Origin of the sequence: Holophaga foetida DSM 6591 (assembly GCF_000242615.2) — a bacterium.
GTDB classification, from domain to species: domain Bacteria; phylum Acidobacteriota; class Holophagae; order Holophagales; family Holophagaceae; genus Holophaga; species Holophaga foetida.
In genome coordinates this window covers 1140658-1158631 of the sequence record NZ_KI912268.1, presented here as the reverse complement: position 1 = coordinate 1158631, position 17974 = coordinate 1140658, and the positions used below count along the sequence as shown (strand labels likewise).

The following is a 17974-nucleotide window of genomic DNA, read 5'->3' as shown; positions in this document are numbered from 1 at the left end:
ATCCCCGCCTCTATCCTGGTGCCCGACATGAACGACTCCGCCGACTACCGCAACCGCCTCACCCGGGCCTCTGAGGCTCTGGGGGAGGCCGATTTCCTGGTCATCGGGGGAGGGGCGGGGCTCTCGGACGCCGCGGGACTGAGCTATGCCGGACCCCGCTTCACCGAGAACTTTGCCCCCTTCATCGCCCGCTACGGCTTGCGGGACATGTACCGCGCGGGCTTCCACCCCTTCCCGAGCCCGGAGGACCGGATCTTCACGGTGCAGGGCGACTACGGCCTCTGCCAGTGCGCCCGGGCATGCCACCGGAGGCTTTACGACAACAACCCGGAAGGAGTCCGGGAGAACGCGGAACGGACCCTGGCCTTCCGCGAGGACATGGAGGGGGTCCTCTTGGCCCTGAAGGGGGATGTCGCATGAGCCTTCGGATGGAAGACCTTGCCCTGGGGACGGCCCCGGAATGTTCGTGGGGTGTTCAAGGTCTTAAAGGGCAAGGACTTGGCGATCTATCGGGAAGTGATTGGCTTGAGGCCCGGGATGGCTTCGGTCGTGACCTTAACGGCGCCGTCTTCTTGGTGGAGGACCACCCAGTGCTGGAAGTGCCGGTCGTCCCGCTCCGGGAAGTCCTCCCGGAGGTGCCAGCCCCGGGACTCCCGGCGGGCCAGGGAGGCTCGGAAGAAGAGCTCAGCGCAGAGGACCATGGCGTGGACCTCGTTGCAGGCCGAGAGGTGGTGCCAGTCGCCTGCCCGCAGGTCCGGCAGGCGCCGCCGGATGTCCTCCAGGGCGCCAAGGGCGCGTTCCATCCGGGCCTCGGATTTGCAGATGGTGTTCCCCACGGGGGCCATCAGGGCCTGGATCTCCCGGACGATGGCCATGGGAGCGATCCCGCTCTCATGGCGCAGAGGCGCGAAGACCCGCTGGCGGATCGCCTCCACCTGGACGGGGTCGGGGGAAAGGGGCTCCCGGCCCACCGCGGTCTCCGCCGCCGCCGGACCGGCCTTGAGAGCGGTCCAGAGGGCGTTCATCATGCCACTGCCCCGGAGGCGCCCCGGGGGGGCCGGGACCGCGCCGGGCCAGCCGGTGCCGGAGGCGCAGATGTCCCCGGCCGCGAACAGGCCCGGTACCGTAGTCTCCATTCGGCGGTCCACCTTCAGGGGGGACAGTTCGCCGATGAAGCCGGGATGGACCTCCTGCATGGGGCCTTTCTGGCGGGAGGCAGCCATGGCCTTCCCGATGGTACGGGTCCAGAAGGCCGTGGTGATGGGCCGCACGGCCACGCCATCGGAATGGAAGGCCCGGGCGGAAAGGGCGGCGATCTGATTCTCGGCCATGTTGGCGCGGATAGGTCCGTTCCCGGCCTGCATCTCCCGCCACCAGGCCACGATCTCCTTTGAGTGCCCGTCCGCCTCCATCACCGGTCGCACCCGCTTCGAGATGCTCTCTCCCCGGGCGTTGTAGAGGACGTCCTCCGCGCCCTGGCAGACCTCCTTGGTGTCCGCGAACACCCAGGCGCTGTAGCTCCCGAACTCGGCATTGACCATGGCGGCCCCGGCGCGCCAGGCGGCGGCGATCCCGTCCCCCCTGGCACTGGCCCAGCGCCGCATCAGCCGGTAGTTCTGGTTGCCGTTGGCCAGCACCACGGCACCGGCCCGAACCAGGTGCTCGGCGCCGTCCAGGAGGCTGAAGCCCCAGGCGCCGCTGACCCTTCCGCCCTCCTTGAGGAGATCCACCAGGGTCACGTGATCCAGGGTCCGGACCCCGAGTTCCCGGGCCCGGCGGGCCATGCACTCGGTGATGTCCTGCTCGCAGAGGGCCATCCGCCAGGGCATCCCCTCGATCCAGCGGACATAGGTGTAGCTGCCGTCGGGCTCATGGAAGACCTTCACGCCCCAGGATTCCAGGCGCCCCAGGATCCCATGGCAGGAGGTGATGAAGTCCCGCAGCATGGCCTGGTCCTCCAGGCCGCAGCCGATCTCCTCCACCCGGAAGCGCATGAAGGCCTCCACATCGTCTCCAGGGGCCAGGAAGGCCAGGTTGCCGCCCCCCTTGTTGGCCTTGCCGCCCCATCCGCAGGTGCCCTTGTCCACCACCAGGACGTCGACCTCCGGGGCCGCCTCCTTGGCGGAGATGGCCGCAGCCAGTCCCGCGATACCGCCACCGATCACCAGCACACCGGTCTGCTCCTGGTTCGTGCTCATGGCTGCTCCTCAATGATCTCGGGCCAGGTGATGCCCGCATAGTCGGGCTGGACCTGCAGGCATTCCACGGGGCAGGCGAGCTCGCACTTGTTGCACTCCACGCAGTCTTCGGGATAGGCCACGATGGGCCGCTCCCGGACGGCATCCCAGCGGAAGACATCCACAAAACAGGCCTTGAAGCAATTGCCGCAGCCGATGCAGCGGGCGTCATCAATCGTGAGGGTGTTCATCGCGCATCCTCCTGGCCGGGCCAGAGCCGCTGCTGGATGTGGCGCAGTCCCACCAGGGCGACCGCATAGTCCTCGGGGGGAAGACCCACCCCTCCCACGCCGATGGCTCCCATGCAGGTCCGGCGGAAGGGCGGACGGGCGTGGCCCGGCCCCAGATCTCCCCCTTCCTGTCCCAGATCGAAGATCGCGACCCCGCCCGGGATGGAGGTCCCGCCGGCGCAGAACTCCTCCAGGAGGGCGCCGCCCTTCTTCAGCATGGCGTCGGCCCGGTCGTTGTCCTGGCAGCAGATGGCCGCGGTCCAGGCCTTGCGGATGGCCACATCACCCGGGATCTGGTGGGACGAGTCCATCTTGGCGAAGGCGATCAGCTTGCCCCGGTCATCGACTACGGCCAGCCCGCCATGCTGCCAGTAGCGGTCCGGGTTCGAGCGGACCTCATCGAGCATGGCCTGGATCGCCCCCATGGCTTCCTCCAGGCCGATGGACACCTTCATGAACATGGGCACCTCCCTTTCCCCCGGGCAGGCTGACGCCGACCCGGGAAGCCGGTGGCATCGCTTGTTATGTGGGGGCTGGGTCGAGCATAGGCGGCCGGAGGCGGCACGGGAAATAAAGCTTCCGGGTGTGGTTATAACCATTGGCAATAACCACACCCCATGGCAGGATGCTGCCAGGATTCGGGGGCCCCATGGATGTAAGGCAGCTCAAGTGCTTCCTGGCCGTGGCCCGGATTCGGAGTTTTACCCGGGCCGCGGCCTCCCTCTTCATGAGCCAGCCGGGGGTCAGCCAGCAGATCGCCAGCCTGGAGGCCCACCTCGGGGTGCGCCTCTTTCTGCGGGATACCCACAGCGTGCGCCTGACGGCCTCCGGTGAGCTTTTCCTGGAAACCGTGTCCCGGATGGTCCAGGAATACGACGAGGTGGTGGCGAGGATGCGTCAGGCGGAGGAAGGGCAAGGCCCAGCCTTCACTGTCGGCTTCTTCGGGGCCACCGAGACCACCTGGCTGCCGGAGCGCCTCCATCGCCTCCGGACCCTCCACCCCGGGGTGGCGATCCGAATGAAGCGCTTCAGCCTTGCCGGTCTCGCCCAGGCCCTGAAGGAGGGTGAGATCCAGGTCGGCTTCACCCTCTCCGTGGGCTGGAAGGACGACCCGGCCTTCCGGAGCCGTGTCCTGCGGAGCAGCCCCTCCGTGGTCGTGCTCCGGCCGGACCACCCCCTGGCGGGCCGGAGCTCCATGACCTATGCCGATCTCCGGGGCCAGAAGATCGTCATTGAGCAGGCCGACCAGGCTCCCCTGGCGGTGGAGACCCTTGAGCGGCGCTGTGCGAGGCACGGGTTCGCCCTCCAGATTGCTCAGTGGGCCAGCGACTTCGAGACCATTCTGCTCCTGGTGGAGTCCGGGGTCGGGGTGGCCGTACTCACCCGGCATATGGTGGAGTCCTACCCCAATTACAAGCTGCGCTGCATCGACATGGAGGGCGAAGATGCGGTGGTCCAGGACCTCATGGTCTGGCCCCGGAAGAGCCCCCACCCCTTCCTCGGGCGCTTCCTGGAGGCGATGGATGGCTGAGGCCGTAGCGGGATGTCACCCATTTCGAGGATCTGAAGGGCCAACCCGAATTCGTGCATCCGCTTTCTCTCCGGCCAGGCTACCAGGGTCCATGGCTTCGGGATGGAAGATCAGGGAATTCTGGCTCCTTAATCGTTCTCCACCGATGGAAAGCTGTGGGCACAACCCGCTAACCTGTCATCTGACCCATGACCCAGCCCTCCCTTAATAGCGAACTCCATCGGATCCTCAAGCACTACTTCGAGGATCTGGGGGCTGTGATGCGGGAAGCGGGGCAGGGCGAGGACTATGCTAGGCTCCTGGATGACATCGGGCTGGGCGAGGAGGACTTCCGGGAGCTGACGGGACGCCTCAGTTACGAGAACTATCTCTCCGCCCTGGGTCGGCTGGACAAGGAGGGGCGGATCCCCGGGCTGGGGCTCAGGCTGGGGGCCCGGAAACGCCATGGGACCTTCGGCTTGAGCGGTTTCAACATGCTGACCCAGGGCACATTCGGTCAGGCCAACCGCTTTGCTTCCGATTACTTCGAGTTCTGCTGGGGGCACTTCCTGCGCCTGCATGTCGCAGTGGAGGGGGAATGGGCCGTTGCCCGCTACGAGCCCTCGCCACCTTCCCTGGCGAGTCACGTCACCCTGATCGAGCAGGCCCTGGTGACGGGCATCCGCATGATTTCGGAAGTGCTTCCGGATCTGGACTGGTCGTCCTGTCGGGGGCTGCTGGCCTTTCCGGCCCCTGAACACGCAGGGCTCTATCGTCAGTTCCTTCCCTTTCCCTGCGACTTCGACCAGCCCTTCAATGGTTGGCGCTTTCCGGCCGCCTGGGCGGATCGCTCCCTGCTCCTGGCGGATGAGGATGTGAAGCAGTTCTGCGAGCTGCGTTTCAAGGCCATGCTCGAGGAGGAATTCGGCAGGACCCACCTTCAGCGCCAGATCCGTCGGATCCTGATGGACTCGGACCTGGACAGCCCCCCGGGCGTCCGGGAGATCGCGCGCCGTCTGGAGCTTTCAGAGCAGGCCCTTAGGGCGAGCCTCGCCAGGGAGGGGGCCTCCTTCCGGGCCATCCTGAATGAGGTGGTCCTGGAGCGGGCCAAGCAACTCCTCCAGGATCCCAGGCTCTCGATCAAGGAAATCGCCTTTCAGCTCGGCTATGCCCAGCCTCCCAGCTTCCACCGCGCCTTCACCAAGGCCATGGGGCAGACGCCTGAGCAATTTCGAGTCCGGCTCAAAGCCAAGGACTGATGAGCTTCTGCTCTGGGCTGCTGCGATCAAAAGTGCTAGCCGATTCATCGGAAATGCTAAGGGGATCCTGTGGCGGTCCAGGGCTGGCTCCGAAACAATGAATTCAATTCAAGTGTTAAGGCTTGTGGTTAACGCATAGCCGCCCCTTTCGCTTTCAACGGTGTCCTACGTATTTGGCGGGCCTGATTCCTTCAGGCTCCAGAGGCCTTGTGCCCCTTGATGGAGGTTCAGTGATGGAAAACAAACAGGCTCTATTCCAGGAACGCTATGCGCGGATCAGCGCCGCGGCGAACCTCGAAACCCCAGATCGTGTGCCGCTCGTGCTCATGGCGGACGCCTTCTGTGCCAACCACCTGGGGGTTCCCCTCTCCAAATTCTGCACGGACGCCGAGACCGCCAACCGGACCGTGCTTCAGTCCCTCACTTCCCTGGGGGATTTTGACGGCTTCCTGATGCCCGTTTGCAATGAAGCCCTCTTCAGCTTCCTGTGGATGTCCAACGTGAAGATCCCCGGCCGGGACCTCCCCGAGGGCAGTCTCTGGCAGGTGGACGAAGAGCCCCTTATGACCGTCGAGGACTATGACACCATCATCCAGGAGGGCTTCGACGAGTTCCGGGTGGACTTCGTGGGTTCCCGGCTCCGGGACAAAGCGCTCCTGCCCAAGGTCGGTGCGGCCTTCGGCTTCCTGCCCCAGGCCACCCAGAACTTCGCCCAGGCCGGCATCCCGGTTCTCACGCCCACGGGCTCGGGCATTCCCATGGATCCCTTCTGCGGCGCCCGTGGCCTCACCAACTTCATGGTGGATCTCCGCAGGATCCCGGACAAGGTCCAGGAGGCCATGGATGTGGCCATGGCCGAGACCATCGCCTCCACCCGCGAGATCATCAAGATGTTCAAGCCCATGATGCTCTGGGTCGACGGCATGCGCGGTTCCAGCGGCATGGTCTCCCCCAAGATCTGGCAGCGCTTCGTCTGGCCCTACTACCGCCAGCTCATCGAGGCCATCCACGAGGAGGGCGCCAAGGCCTACCTGCATTTCGATGGCGAATGGGATCGGGACCTGGAGTTCTTCAAAGAACTGCCCAAGGGCAGCGCTGTCCTGGCTCTGGACCACGCCACCGACCTCTACAAGGCCCGGGAGGTCCTGGACGGACACCTCTGCGTCATGGGCGACGTTCCCCCCACCATGCTCACCCTCGGCACCCCCGATGAAGTCTATGCCTACAGCACCAAGCTCATCCGGGACCTGGGCCCCTCGGGCTTCATCCTCTCCCAGGGCTGCGATATCCCCGCCAACGCCAAGGTCGAGAACGTGGTGGCCATGATGGCCGCGGCCTCCGGCAAGTAAAACACTGTCCCCACGCCGCACAGCAACCTAAGGGGCGGTATGGGAATGCCTCGAATGACACCGATTCTTCACGACTGCCCCTAAAGGAGCACCACCATGTCTGAATTCATCCAGATCATCGAACACAAGGGCAAAAAGGTCATCTTCTTCAATTGTGCTGGGATGGACCCGGATGTGGCCGCCGGGCTCTTTCCCGAGGTGACCCGCACCGCCATCGAGCACAGGATCAACCTGGTCTGCAGCGATGTGAGCAACAGCTCCGCCAACGACGCCCTCAAGGCCGCCGCCGCCGAGAGTGTCAAGGCCGTCACCCAGTCCCTGGGCTCCATCCATACCGCCCTCGTGGGTCTCAAGGGGATCCAGCGCATCATCGCTCAGGCGGTGGTCAAGGATCAGTATTTCGCCAAGACCCGGGAAGAGGCCCTGGAATATCTGGTGGGGAAGGGGTGAAAGCGTCTGCCTGAGCAAGGGTGGCGCGATGGGCTGCACCGCATCCAATGAGGCATGTAATGGAAGGCGCCTGGCAAGCAGACGCCTTCCATACATCCCGGGCTACGACTCCCTGCACGAATCCAGATGGGCTGGTTTCTCCTCACTCCCTCGGCGATCAGGCTTGAGGAACTGGGAGGTCACCAGACCGATCAGGGCTACAGCCGTCACAATATAGATGGACGCGTGATAGCTGCCGGTGAGCTTGAGAGCCGTCGCCCCTACGAAAATGGCAGGCACACCGGCATAGAGGCCGATGCCGAAGGCAAGGCCCGTGAGTCTTCCAACGATCGAGTGGTGATAGTTGATCGAGATGAAAGCCATGACAACGGGGAGGGGCCATGCCCCGAAGAAGCCTGCAATCGAGAGCACCACGCCCAGCCTCGGGGCAGTGAGGTTGACCACGCGAAGGAGGATCGAGCAGATCAGCACTGCGGACAGCAGGTAGCCGAAGCGAAGGGTGGCTTTTGCATTCCCCCGGAAGATCTTTTCGAAGATGAACCCGATCAGGAATGCTCCAAGCATGAACAATATCTGATATATGCCCATCACCTTCCCCGCCAGCACCGGCCCGTACCCCAGCCCCATCGGGGGTGCTATCGCGATGTAGCCAGGAATGAGGTCGTTCACGCCGGTGAAGAACCAGCACGTGATGAAGACGCAGGCGATCAGCACCCATGTGCTGCCCGAGCGCAGGGCCGTGGCGAAGATCCCCTTTGATGCGGAATCCGACCTGTCGACTTCGTCGGGCTGGAAGGCCGGTGGCTTGGGGCCGAACAGGATTCCGCAGGAGAAGATCAAGGCCACGATGGGAGCCACGACCATCCACTGCATGGTTGCCAGCCAACTCGACGTGTGGACGTAGGTTGCGGGGGAAATAAGGAATCCGAGCAGGACACCGGCCGACGTCGCCATTCCCTGGATCCCCGCCACGGCCCCTCGCTGGCGGACGGGAAACCAGGTGGCTGCCAGGCTGCCCAGGACAGCGGTGATCGGCCCCACTCCCGAGGCCTGGATGATACGCAAGACCAGCAGCCATCCAAGGTGCGTTCCGGCCAGGGGAAACAGCAGACTCGGTACGATATGTATGATGCAACCTGCGACCATCAGCTTTGCGGGGCCGAAGCGATCGACGAAGAACCCCGCCACCAGACAAGAGGTGGCCCCGACGATCTGCCAGCTTCCCAGCAGGAGGGTCGTGGCGTTGCCCGGGTGGATGGCGAGTGCGGTTGAGATCTCGCCGATGAGGGGCGCTGGAGCAATCATGAGCACGGTGGAGGCGGCCGTGGCGATAACCAGAGCCAGCAGGACGAACCACCTGAATTTGGGATAATCGGGTTCTTGCCTCATTTGTCGTCACCCTTATGGGGATGCATGGGTTAATGGTTGAAAATGTCAGCCTAAGGTGACTGGGAGCAGCACATGGGAGTCATGGCTGCCGCCCGTGTGGATGATGTGGGTGCCCTGGTTGCGGGTCAGGATCTTGTCGGCACCAGGCATGCCCGGAAAAGCGAAGGTTTCGAAGGGCCCTCCGCCGACGCCAACACACAGGATTTCGCCGGGGTGAAGCTTCATGGCCACGGGCCAGACAGAAACCTCGACCGGCACGATCTGGCCGGGGGAGAGCCGCTCTTCGCGGGCATGCGCGTGGATCGGCTGGAGATCGGTGGACAGCTGTGGGTCGAGGGCCCGGTGGGAGACGCGGTGGCGCCCCTGGGGTCCCGCGAACGTGAGCATCACGGGTGCCTTGCCGGTCTCCGCCATCATCTTCCGCAGCCCCTCGCCAGCCTCGCCTGGCAAGGCGATGTGGTAGAGCTTCTTGCCCGCTGCATCGGTCTTGTAGACCTGGGTGAACAGGTCCATGTCATCGGCCCCCTCGGCTTCCACCCAGAGCTTGAGCTTGATGGGCCCCGCAATCTCGGTCTCCCGGGTGATGGGCAGTTTGAAGATGACGCTCTCACCTTCTGCCGCATATTGGATTGCGGCTGGTACGCCGGGTGAATCCAGCAGTGCGCCGCCCGTTCCCAGGAAGAGTGCCTTGGGCTTCATGGCGATGGGGGGCCATGCCTCACTGGGCCGGTTGACCTCGTCCACCCCGCCAGGGTCGAGTACGGTCATGCGCACCCGGGGTGTCTTCTCCCAGCCGTTGTCCTCACCCTTGAGATAGCGGTCAAAGAAGCGGGTCAGATCCTTCACGTTTTCCGGCATGTAGCCGTCGGGCCACTCCTGCATGTTGTGGATGCGCAGCCACTTGTCTTTGGACTTGAGGGCGTTGAAGGCGTTCAAGGTCCCCTTGGCGTGGAGGGGATTGGAGTAGCTGGCCACCACATAGGCCGGGATCTCGATCTTATCGACCTTTGCGCGCTTGTCCTCCCAGTAGGCGTTATAGAGGGGGTACTTCTCGATCATCAGCGCAGGGTCTTCATACCGATTGAGCCCGTTCTTGTGGGCCATAATCTGGTCTCGGAGGAAACCGCTGTTGATCATGCCGCCCTGACAGATGTCATCCCGGTACATATCGAAAATGCCTTCCCAGGGGGCAATGGCCGCGAGGTGAGGAGGCTGCAACGCCGCTCCGAACCACTGCAGGATGGCGAGCTGTGAGTTCCCAGCCATGCCGACACGCTCGTTGGACCAAGGCTGGGCCGCAATCCATTCAATGGCGTCGTAGAGGTCCTCTGATCCCGCTTGACCCCACCAGCGGAGGTCTCCCTCGGAGAACATGGCTCCGCGGGTATCCGCGACGACGACGGCATAGCCTTGGGACACCCACCAGGCAGGATCGGCGGCTTCGAACGCCTGCAGGCCGGAGACCCAGTCACGCGGCACGCCTACCCGGTCGGGGGTCACGTTGACCCTGAACCATCCGCCCTGCTTGCCGTAGGGCGTCCAGACCAGGACCGTGGGCAACTTCCCATCCTCGACGGGGCGGTAGATGTCCGCATAGATTTTGACGCCGTCCCGAAGGGGAATGGTAACGTCCTGATCCCAGCGGATCGGCACAGGCAGGGGCAGGCGTCCCGGCTCGTGGACATAGCCTTTCTCCAGGATCACCGTCCCCGGATTGAAGGGGACGATATGACTTTCCGGTGCATCCATGGGTCTCATGGGGCTGTACAGGAACTCGATCTTCTGACCGTTTTCGTCGAAGAAATCCATAGGTGCTGCTCCTAGTGTGAAGGGGCCCGCGGACGGTGCGCGGGACCGGGTGGGGGTGCGTTCGGGCAGCCCCGACTCCTGGGGGCCAGGGGGCGGGGAAAGCTCGGAAATGTGAAGGGACGGGTTTAGGCTAGATCCATCCGTTTAAAAATGCAACACCTGTTTAATTAGCGAGGGTGCTAAATCGCTATTTAAAGTATTGTTTGGAATTGAAACCGAATATCCTGGGGAGACTCATCCGGAGGACCGCTTTGAACGACACGCCCAAGACGGCCGATGCCCCTCGGCGGAAATCGGGGAGGCCCCGGGGCGGGGCGGTGGATGGCCGGGAGGCGATTCTCGGGAAGGCCATTCCCGCCTTCTCCCGGCTGGGATACGAGGCGGTCAACCTTAGAGATCTGGCCCGGGAGGCTGGAGTCAACCCGGCCCTGGCGATCTATCACTTCGGTTCGAAGTCCGATCTCTGGCTAGCGGCGGTGGCAAGGCTCGTGGAATGGATGGCGCCCCGGCGGCGCAGCCTCGCCGAGATCGCGGAATCCGGGGCGCCCTACCGCGAGCGGCTGGAGGACTTCTACAGGGAGTACGTGCGGGTGAACGCGGAGATCCCGGACTACGGACTCTTCATCCTCCAGGAGGCCGTCCGCCCCACCGAGCGCCAGGCGGTGGTCCGGGAGCGCCTGATCATGCCCTCGTACCTCCAGACCCGGCCCCTTCTGGAGGAGGGGATGCGCCTGGGGGTCATTCCCGAGCAGGACCCGACCCTGCTCTTCTTCATGACCATCATCCCGATCTCCAACCTCTTCGCAGGCTCGTCCATGGTGGACCCCCTCCTGCAGCTGGAGGCCCGCGGCGAGGACCTGATCTCGGGCGTGTTCGAGGTGGTGATGCGCTGCCTCACAGGGCAGTCCCGGGCTGGGGGAAGCTGAACGGCTGCCACCCCATTGAGGGCACTGCCGGGCCCCCAAACCCAACCAAGTGTGGTGTCAGATACGTTCGAATGGTCCGCGTTTCACCGAAACACCACACTAGCCACCCGCAGAGACCTCATCGAGAATGGGGAGCAGACCGCCCATGCCCCAGCCCACCCTCCAAATCGAACTGCACCGAATCCTCGTCCACTATTTCGAGGATCTGGAGGCTGTCATGGGGGAGGGGGGAATGGGTGCGGCCTACGCCGGGCTCCTGGCAGACCTTAGGCTGGAGACCTCGGATTTCCAGGAGCCTTCCGGCCGCCTCAGTTTCGAGAAATACATCACGGCGCTGCAGTGGGTGGATGGGACGGGCCGGATACCTGGTCTGGGGCTCAAGCTCGGGAGCCGCAAGCGCTACGGCACCTACGGGCTCTCCGGGATCGCCGTGTTGACCCAGAACACCCTGGGGCAGGTGAACCAGGCGGCGGTGGACGGCTTCGAGTTCTGCTGGGGTCACTTTCTGCGGTTGCAGGTCCGGATCGAGGGGGAGTGGTCCGTTAGCCGCTACGAAACCTCGCCGCCCTCCCTGGCCCTCTGCGCCCCCCTGATCGAGCAGGCCACGGCCACCGGGATCCGGCTCATCTCCGAGGCCATCCCGGGGCAGGACTGGTCCGTGTGCCGTGCCCGTTTCGCCTATCCGGCCCCCCTCTACGCCCACCTCTACCGCCGCTTCCTGCCCTTCGAGTGCGAGTTCGGCCAGCCCGCGAACGAGCTCAGGATCCCGGCTGCCTGGGCATCGCTCCCCTCAGCCCTGGCGGAGGAGAGTGTCCAGGACTTCTGTACGGCCCGTCTCCAGGCCATGTTCAAGGAGGAGTTCGGCCGCTCCTACCTGGAGCGCCAGATCCGAAGGATTCTCTGGGATTCGGCGCCGGACAGGCTCCCGGACCTCCCGGAGGTCGCCCGGTGCCTGGAGGTCTCCGAACGCACGCTCCGTGCGGCTCTGGCCCGGGAGGGGACTTCCTTCCGGGCCATCCAGAACGACATCGTGATCCGGCGTGCCCAGCAGCTCCTCTCTGACCCACGATTGTCGGTGAAGGAGGTTGCCTTTGCCCTCGGCTTCGCCCAGCCCCCCAGCTTCACCCGGGCCTTCCTCAAGGCCACAAACGAGACGCCGGAGCACTACCGGAGCCGGATAGCGGCGCGGTAGACCCCGGAGAGCCGGAAATGCTAAGTCTCTCGTCGTAAGTGCTAAGCCCTTCTGGTGTATTTCCGATATCGCATTTCCGATACTCATATCAGCACTCATTCTGGTCCGCCCGCTTCGAAGATGCATGCGAGGGGCCTGCCGTCACGGTTTCCGTCATCCCCGACGGCCGTCTGCTGCATGGCCTGGGGGGACTCCATCCGGAGGTGAAGAGATGAAAACCAGCCAAGACCTGTTCCAGGAACGCCTGAACCGAATCCAGACCGCCGTGGCCCTGGGCCGACCGGACCGGGTGCCCGTGGTGACAACCTGCACGGGTTTCGCCGCCCGCTATACCGGCACGAAGATGGCCGAGTTCTGCGCCAACCCCAAGCTGGCAGCGGAGATCATGCTGAGCACCATCCAGGAGATGGGCGAGATCGACGGGACCCAGTTCGCCCTCTTCAGCCCCTACCTGCTTAGCATGGGGATGGGCTGCAAGGTGGACATCCCCGGGGTCGAGCTACACGAGGACATGCCCTACCAGATCCACGAAACGGAGCTCATGAAGGAGTCCGACTACGACTTCATCATCGAGAAGGGCTACGACGAGTTCTACGAAAAGCACCTGGAGGAGAACCTCCCGGATACCCTCGCCCACCTGGGGGAGGCCTTCGAGGCACTGCCTCAGGCGACCATGAACGTGATCCAGGCCGGGCTGCCCATCCTGAGCCCTGCGATCGCCGCCATTCCCTTCGAACAGTTCAGCGGCATCCGCTCCATGGCCCGCTTCGTTTCAGACACCTTCCGCATCCCCGAGAAGGTTCTGGAGGCCAGCGAGATCGCCATGGAGAGCACCCTGTCCACCCTGAAGGCCACGATCCAACAGACCCACCCGATGGGCGTGTTCATCGGCTTCGGTCGCTCCAATCGCGGCTCCCTCTCCAAGCGGCAGCAGGAAAAGTTCGTCTACCCCCACTTCCGGCGGATCGTGGATGCCGTGATTGCCGAAGGGGCCATTCCCCTGCTCCATTGCGACCAGGACTGGACCCAGGATGCCGAGTTCCTCCTGAGCCTGCCCAAGGGCAAGTGCATCCTCCAGCTCGACGGGGCCAGCGACATCTTTGCCCTGAAGAAGAGCGTCGGCCACCACATGTGCCTCATGGGCGATGTCCAGGCCGCCAAGCTGGCCCTGGGCACGCCTGACGAGGTCTACGCCTACTCCCGGCGCCTGGTGGAGGAGGTGGGCCCCGAGGGCTTCATCCTGAGCCAGGGATGCGACATGCCCACCAACGCCAAGGCCGAGAACTACAGGGCCATGGTTTCCGCCGTCCACGCCTGATTCCACAAGGAGACAACCCATGTCCGAATTCGTCCAGATCATCGAGCACAAGGGGAAGAAGGTCGTCTTCTTCAACTGCGTCGGAATGAACCCCGATAAGGCGGCCAGCCTTTTCCCTGAAGTCACCCAGATGTGCATCGCCAACCGGATCAACCTGGTCTTCAGCGATGTGACCGACAGCTCCGCGAACGATACGCTGAAGGCAGCCGCCGTCGAGAGCACCAAGGCCGTCGTAGCCGCCCTGGGCTCGATCCACACGGCGCTTGTCGGGATCAAGGGCATCCAGCGGATCATCGCCCAGGCGGTGGTGAAGGATCAGTATTTCGCCAAGACCCGGGAAGAGGCCCTGGACCACCTGGTTTCCAAGGCCTGACCTGAAGGAGGATGACGATGCGATCGATGGACCTGACGCCTGCCGAGCAGGCCAAGCCCTACGCAAAATACTTCACCCGGAAGCCCGCGGCTCCCGATCCGGCGCGCCTGGAGCTGATGGCCCGGCCCATGGACCCCGCCAAGGCCCTGCGGCCAGAGAATATCAATGACCTGCTGAATCCGGGCTATCACGAGGTGGAGACCGGTTGGTGCATCCTGCCGAATGGCGCGGGCTACATCGCCAACCTGACGAAGATGCCCGGGGTCACCGTCGACATGATGAATTGGTGGTTCGGCTGGCATGCCCTGGAAGACCTGCGCTACAAGATCTGGCACCCGTCCTGCCATCACGGCATTTCGATTCCGGATCCGGAGCACCGGGCCCAGGTGTTGGACCCGGCCACCCCTGCGGTGAAGCGCTTTCAGGGCACCACCCATCATGTGATCGAAGACATCGGAAGCGGCCCTGAGGACATCCTCATCAAATTCCTGCCACCGGAGGAAATGGGTTTCGACATGACCCGGTTCAAGTCCCCGGCCGTGGGAACCATGGTGGGTGGTTGGGGCAAGACCCGCCCCGTAGGCGCCTTTTTCCTGCGGCCCTGGGCCCCGGCCATGATGTGCCACTTCATCCGCGAGACAGAGGGTGGTATCGAAATGCGGACCCGCTTCTGGATGGGCTACAAGGTGAAGAATCGCAAGCCCAAGTGCGTGCTCCCGCCCTTCGTGAAGCTGCCGGGCAAGATCCCCCAGGGCCTGGCGATCCACAACATCCACGAATACACCAACCTGGCCTCCTTCCTGCCGGAGCTCTATGCCGAGATGAAGGGTAAGGTCACCGCCTGACTCTGATCCAGGTGGTTTTAGCTGATGAACATGACGACGGGCCGGGGATTTGCCATATGGGGTTCCCGGCCCACTTGTTGACTGTCCGGGGCAGACCCCAATGGAGGCGTTTGTGCAGAAGACTACAAATGATTGGTCCCCGCATATTTGGTTCAACCTCCACAATTTGTTCGGATTCCTGTCCTTTGGCCTGCTGATGATCCTTGGGGTGGGGCTCCGGGCCCAGGCCCCAGTCGGAAAAACCTTGGTGGCGACCGGTGGCGAATGCCTGATGTATGCCGTATCCCTCTGGGGGGATGCCTACAAGTCCAAGGACCCTTCATTCTCCATGGAGGTTCGCGTCTCCGGAGAGGATAAAGGCCTGGAGGATCTCACCGAGGGCTCTGTCCAGATGGCTATGATCGCCCGGGATGCGGTGCCGGACGAATTGGCCGCGTTTCGGGAGAAGTGGGGGTACCTCCCCACCCGGATTGCAGTGGCCATGGATGCCCTCGTGGTCGCGGTCAACAGGGAAAACCCTGTCAAGGGCATCCGGATCGAACAGATCGACGCCATCATGACCACGAATCGCGGCATGGGATGGCCCAAGGACATTCTGACCTGGGCCGATCTCGGGGTGGTGGATCCCCGCTGGGCGCAGCGGAAGATTGTCCGTTACGGGCGCTCCCTTGACTCCAGTGTCTTTGGGCTCATTGCTCATTTCTTCCCCCACCAGATGGAGACCAGAATGCCGATTACCATCCTCCCGGATGGCATGGCCATGGCGGAAGCGTTGGCCTCCGATCCTGACGGCTTCTGCATGGCCAATCTTGTCGAGGATTTCTCCTCCCTGAGGACCCTTCCTGTCTATCCATCCGGGACCGATTATCCCGTCCAACCCACACCGGACTCCGTGTCATCTGGGGCGTACCCCTACTCCCGTTGCCTCTATCTATACGTCAATAAACATCCCAAGAAGGGGCTTGAGCCCAGATTGAAAGCCTTCCTCGAATTCGCCCTTTCACCTGAAGGGCAAAAGCTCGTGAAGGCCGCTGGTCAGGCACCCCTGTCCCGGGACATCCAATATCTCAACCAATTCAAAGTCACTGACGGCCTGCACACGGATGCAAAGGGCATTCGTTGATTCGAATCCTGTCCGTTATCACCTTCGGATGAGCCCCCGGCTGGGCCGTTCCCTTTGAATCCGGAAGCTCAGACTCGCTGTCGCGACAGGCCAAAGGTCAACAGACCCCCGGCCTGTTCCAGCGTGTCGGCAAGGCGCTGGATCCTGGGTTTGCGTTGCTCGTCCTGGTCGCCCTCGGCCAGGCTCCGCAGTCCCTGGACGCCCTGCTGGGGTGTCACTTCCTGGCGAAGCACGCCATTGACGAGAGCTCCGACCGGGGTGGGCATGCCCAGCTGGTGGAGGTCGATCATGGCCCGACCCAGGTTGAGGGTGGCCAGCATGCCTGCCGGGTGTTCGCCCCCGGCGCGCCCTATGTGGAGTGAGAGTCGCAGAATCTGGCGGGAACCCCGGGCGTGCCAGACCTGGGGATCCGCTTCTTCCTCCCGTTGCAGGATCCTGAGGAGGTCCTTGCGGATCTTGGATACCGCGTCCCTGGCCTGGCGACGGGGATTCCTGGGCACCAGGAGGAAGACGGCCACCCCGATGCCGGAGCCCAGGGCAATGGCCCCGGTCTCCCGGAAGATCACTGCGGCCTGGTTGGAGACGGACATGCCGTACTGGGAGCCCATCAGGAAGACCATGAGCAGGTCGATCCCCAGGGCCGCCGTCCGCGGGTGGTTCCGGATGAAGCCCCCCACGAGGAGAACGGGGATGAGGACCAGCAGGGTTGAAGTGGTCGTTCCGAGATGGGGTTGAAGGGTGAGCCGGTAAAGGGCGGCCAGGGATGCTCCCAGCAGGACCCCCGTGAACATCTTGGGAGCCATGAGCTGGGGAAGGGACATTCCGCTCAGCACCAGGGAGAGTACGCAGACGCCCATGGCGACCATGCCCAGGGCAGGGATGCCGGACCAGATGGCGAGGAGGGTCGCGGCGAGGCAGAGGCCACCGACGAGGGCACCGGCCCTCAGGGCCAGACCTGCTTCGCGATGCGGGGCCAGCCAGGATCTGCGTCGGGGGGGCTCGGTGACCGACGAGTTCTGGCAGGAAAGGGCACGGTGGGCCGCCAGGAGGTCCCCGATGGCCCCGGCCAGGCGTTGAGGCGCTGCTCCCTGGGATCCGGGGACCGGGGGAGGGAGGGCGTCGCCGCTGAGGTTTTCCCGGAGGGCCTCCAGTCGGAGGGGCAGGGTCGGATCGAGAGGGAGCCTGCCGTCCCGGATGTCCCGGGCGGCGGCCATGGCCGAAAGGGAGGCCACGATCAGGAGGTCCACCTGGCGCTGGCGGCGATAGCCTTCAAGGGAGCCAGCGGCGATCACCCGGGCGGTGGATTCGAGCCGACTGATCAGGCTCAGGATCCGGGCCTCGCCGGCTTCCTTGTCCGAGCTTCCCCGCACCACCTTGGCGGCGTAGTCCACCGCATCCACCGAGACGGACCGGACCTGGGCATAGAAGTCCGTCAGAGGAGATTCAGGGGTGAGCCACGCCATGATCAGGGTGCCCACAATCACACCGATCAGGGTGCAGTCCACCCGGCTCAGGGCCAGGAGCACCGCATTCGAGGGGGCGTGGAGCGAGGGAATGACCACGATACCGGCGGTGATGGCCGAGAGGGTGGCTCCGTAGCCGTGGACGCCCCGGTGGAGGTGGGTCAGGCCAGCGTGGATGCCGATCCAGAGGGCCAGGGCTGTGACCTGGACATAGGGCGAGAGGGGCAGGTGGAGAAGGGCGATCCCGAAACTCGCGCCGATGATGGTCCCGAAAAGGCGGAAGAACCCTCTTTCCATCAGGGCACCCCGGGTGGGCTGGGCAATGACCCAGACCGGCATGGCGGCCCAGTAGGCGTTATGCACATGCAGCAGGGATGCCACGAGGAAGGCCAGCCAGGAGGCCAAGGCAAGGGAAAGGGCCCTGCGAACGGCGGTTCTATCCCAGCCGTAGTGGTTCAGTAAGGTAATTGCTGCTGTCATTCACTCGCACCTGAGAGGGAT

17 protein-coding genes are annotated in these 17974 nt (G+C 64.0%); 11 read left to right on the top strand and 6 right to left on the bottom strand.

What is annotated here, in order from left to right:
* Positions 1-27: 27 nt before the first annotated feature.
* The gene (locus HOLFODRAFT_RS19470; RefSeq protein WP_005034066.1) at positions 28-420 is read left to right on the top strand and encodes a hypothetical protein; all 393 of its coding nucleotides are present in this window, start codon (positions 28-30) and stop codon (positions 418-420) included.
* A gap of 86 nt (positions 421-506) precedes the next feature.
* Here the strand turns inward: HOLFODRAFT_RS19470 and HOLFODRAFT_RS0204980 are convergent, their stop codons facing one another.
* Genes HOLFODRAFT_RS0204980 through HOLFODRAFT_RS0204970 form a run of 3 tightly spaced genes read right to left on the bottom strand, consistent with a single transcriptional unit; the run spans position 507 to position 2928 of the window.
* On the bottom strand, positions 507-2198 hold the full coding sequence (locus tag HOLFODRAFT_RS0204980; RefSeq protein ID WP_005034073.1) for an FAD-binding protein: 1692 nt from the start codon (positions 2196-2198) through the stop codon (positions 507-509).
* Complete coding sequence (locus HOLFODRAFT_RS19465; RefSeq protein WP_005034076.1) at positions 2195-2428, bottom strand: 4Fe-4S dicluster domain-containing protein; 234 nt, start codon at positions 2426-2428, stop codon at positions 2195-2197. The genes HOLFODRAFT_RS0204980 and HOLFODRAFT_RS19465 overlap by 4 nt, the downstream gene beginning before the upstream one ends.
* Positions 2425-2928 carry a heme-binding protein gene (locus HOLFODRAFT_RS0204970; protein WP_005034078.1) on the bottom strand — a complete coding sequence of 168 codons (504 nt, stop codon included), beginning with the start codon at positions 2926-2928 and terminating at the stop codon, positions 2425-2427. The genes HOLFODRAFT_RS19465 and HOLFODRAFT_RS0204970 overlap by 4 nt, the downstream gene beginning before the upstream one ends.
* Before the next feature lie 188 nt (positions 2929-3116).
* Here HOLFODRAFT_RS0204970 and HOLFODRAFT_RS0204965 point away from each other — a divergent pair, with 188 nt between their 5' ends.
* The 4 genes from HOLFODRAFT_RS0204965 (at position 3117) to HOLFODRAFT_RS0204950 (ending at position 7035) form a co-directional block, all read left to right on the top strand.
* The gene (locus tag HOLFODRAFT_RS0204965; RefSeq protein WP_005034081.1) at positions 3117-3998 is read left to right on the top strand and encodes a LysR family transcriptional regulator; all 882 of its coding nucleotides are present in this window, start codon (positions 3117-3119) and stop codon (positions 3996-3998) included.
* A 188-nt stretch (positions 3999-4186) separates the two neighbouring features.
* Positions 4187-5236 (top strand): AraC family transcriptional regulator, encoded by a 1050-nt coding sequence (locus HOLFODRAFT_RS0204960; RefSeq protein WP_005034083.1) that lies wholly within the window; start codon positions 4187-4189, stop codon positions 5234-5236.
* A 233-nt stretch (positions 5237-5469) separates the two neighbouring features.
* Positions 5470-6585: a uroporphyrinogen decarboxylase family protein gene (locus HOLFODRAFT_RS0204955; protein ID WP_005034086.1), complete on the top strand. Its 1116-nt coding sequence runs from the start codon at positions 5470-5472 to the stop codon at positions 6583-6585.
* Positions 6586-6681: 96 nt separating this feature from the next.
* Positions 6682-7035: a hypothetical protein gene (locus tag HOLFODRAFT_RS0204950; RefSeq protein ID WP_005034088.1), complete on the top strand. Its 354-nt coding sequence runs from the start codon at positions 6682-6684 to the stop codon at positions 7033-7035.
* Between the two features lie 102 nt (positions 7036-7137).
* Here the strand turns inward: HOLFODRAFT_RS0204950 and HOLFODRAFT_RS0204945 are convergent, their stop codons facing one another.
* Positions 7138-8424 (bottom strand): MFS transporter, encoded by a 1287-nt coding sequence (locus tag HOLFODRAFT_RS0204945; RefSeq protein ID WP_005034090.1) that lies wholly within the window; start codon positions 8422-8424, stop codon positions 7138-7140.
* A gap of 45 nt (positions 8425-8469) precedes the next feature.
* Positions 8470-10233: a CocE/NonD family hydrolase gene (locus HOLFODRAFT_RS0204940; RefSeq protein WP_005034092.1), complete on the bottom strand. Its 1764-nt coding sequence runs from the start codon at positions 10231-10233 to the stop codon at positions 8470-8472.
* Between the two features lie 251 nt (positions 10234-10484).
* On the opposite strand from HOLFODRAFT_RS0204940, the gene HOLFODRAFT_RS0204935 reads away from it, so the two are divergent.
* From HOLFODRAFT_RS0204935 to HOLFODRAFT_RS22655, 6 genes are all read left to right on the top strand, one after another.
* Entirely contained in the window at positions 10485-11159 is a 675-nt protein-coding gene (locus HOLFODRAFT_RS0204935) for a TetR/AcrR family transcriptional regulator (protein ID WP_005034095.1), read from the top strand.
* 145 nt (positions 11160-11304) lie between these two features.
* Complete coding sequence (locus HOLFODRAFT_RS0204930) at positions 11305-12351, top strand: AraC family transcriptional regulator (protein WP_005034097.1); 1047 nt, start codon at positions 11305-11307, stop codon at positions 12349-12351.
* 211 nt (positions 12352-12562) lie between these two features.
* Positions 12563-13669, top strand: a complete 1107-nt coding sequence (locus tag HOLFODRAFT_RS0204920) for a uroporphyrinogen decarboxylase family protein (protein WP_005034100.1) — start codon at positions 12563-12565, stop codon at positions 13667-13669.
* Positions 13670-13688: 19 nt separating this feature from the next.
* Positions 13689-14042, top strand: a complete 354-nt coding sequence (locus tag HOLFODRAFT_RS0204915) for a hypothetical protein (protein ID WP_005034102.1) — start codon at positions 13689-13691, stop codon at positions 14040-14042.
* A gap of 17 nt (positions 14043-14059) precedes the next feature.
* Positions 14060-14887, top strand: a complete 828-nt coding sequence (locus tag HOLFODRAFT_RS0204910) for a DAPG hydrolase family protein (protein ID WP_005034105.1) — start codon at positions 14060-14062, stop codon at positions 14885-14887.
* Positions 14888-14987: 100 nt separating this feature from the next.
* Positions 14988-16010, top strand: coding sequence for a PstS family phosphate ABC transporter substrate-binding protein (locus HOLFODRAFT_RS22655; RefSeq protein WP_425280004.1), 1023 nt, complete (start codon positions 14988-14990; stop codon positions 16008-16010).
* Between the two features lie 68 nt (positions 16011-16078).
* Here the strand turns inward: HOLFODRAFT_RS22655 and HOLFODRAFT_RS0204900 are convergent, their stop codons facing one another.
* Positions 16079-17953 (bottom strand): FUSC family protein, encoded by a 1875-nt coding sequence (locus HOLFODRAFT_RS0204900; RefSeq protein ID WP_005034110.1) that lies wholly within the window; start codon positions 17951-17953, stop codon positions 16079-16081.
* Positions 17954-17974: the final 21 nt, after the last annotated feature.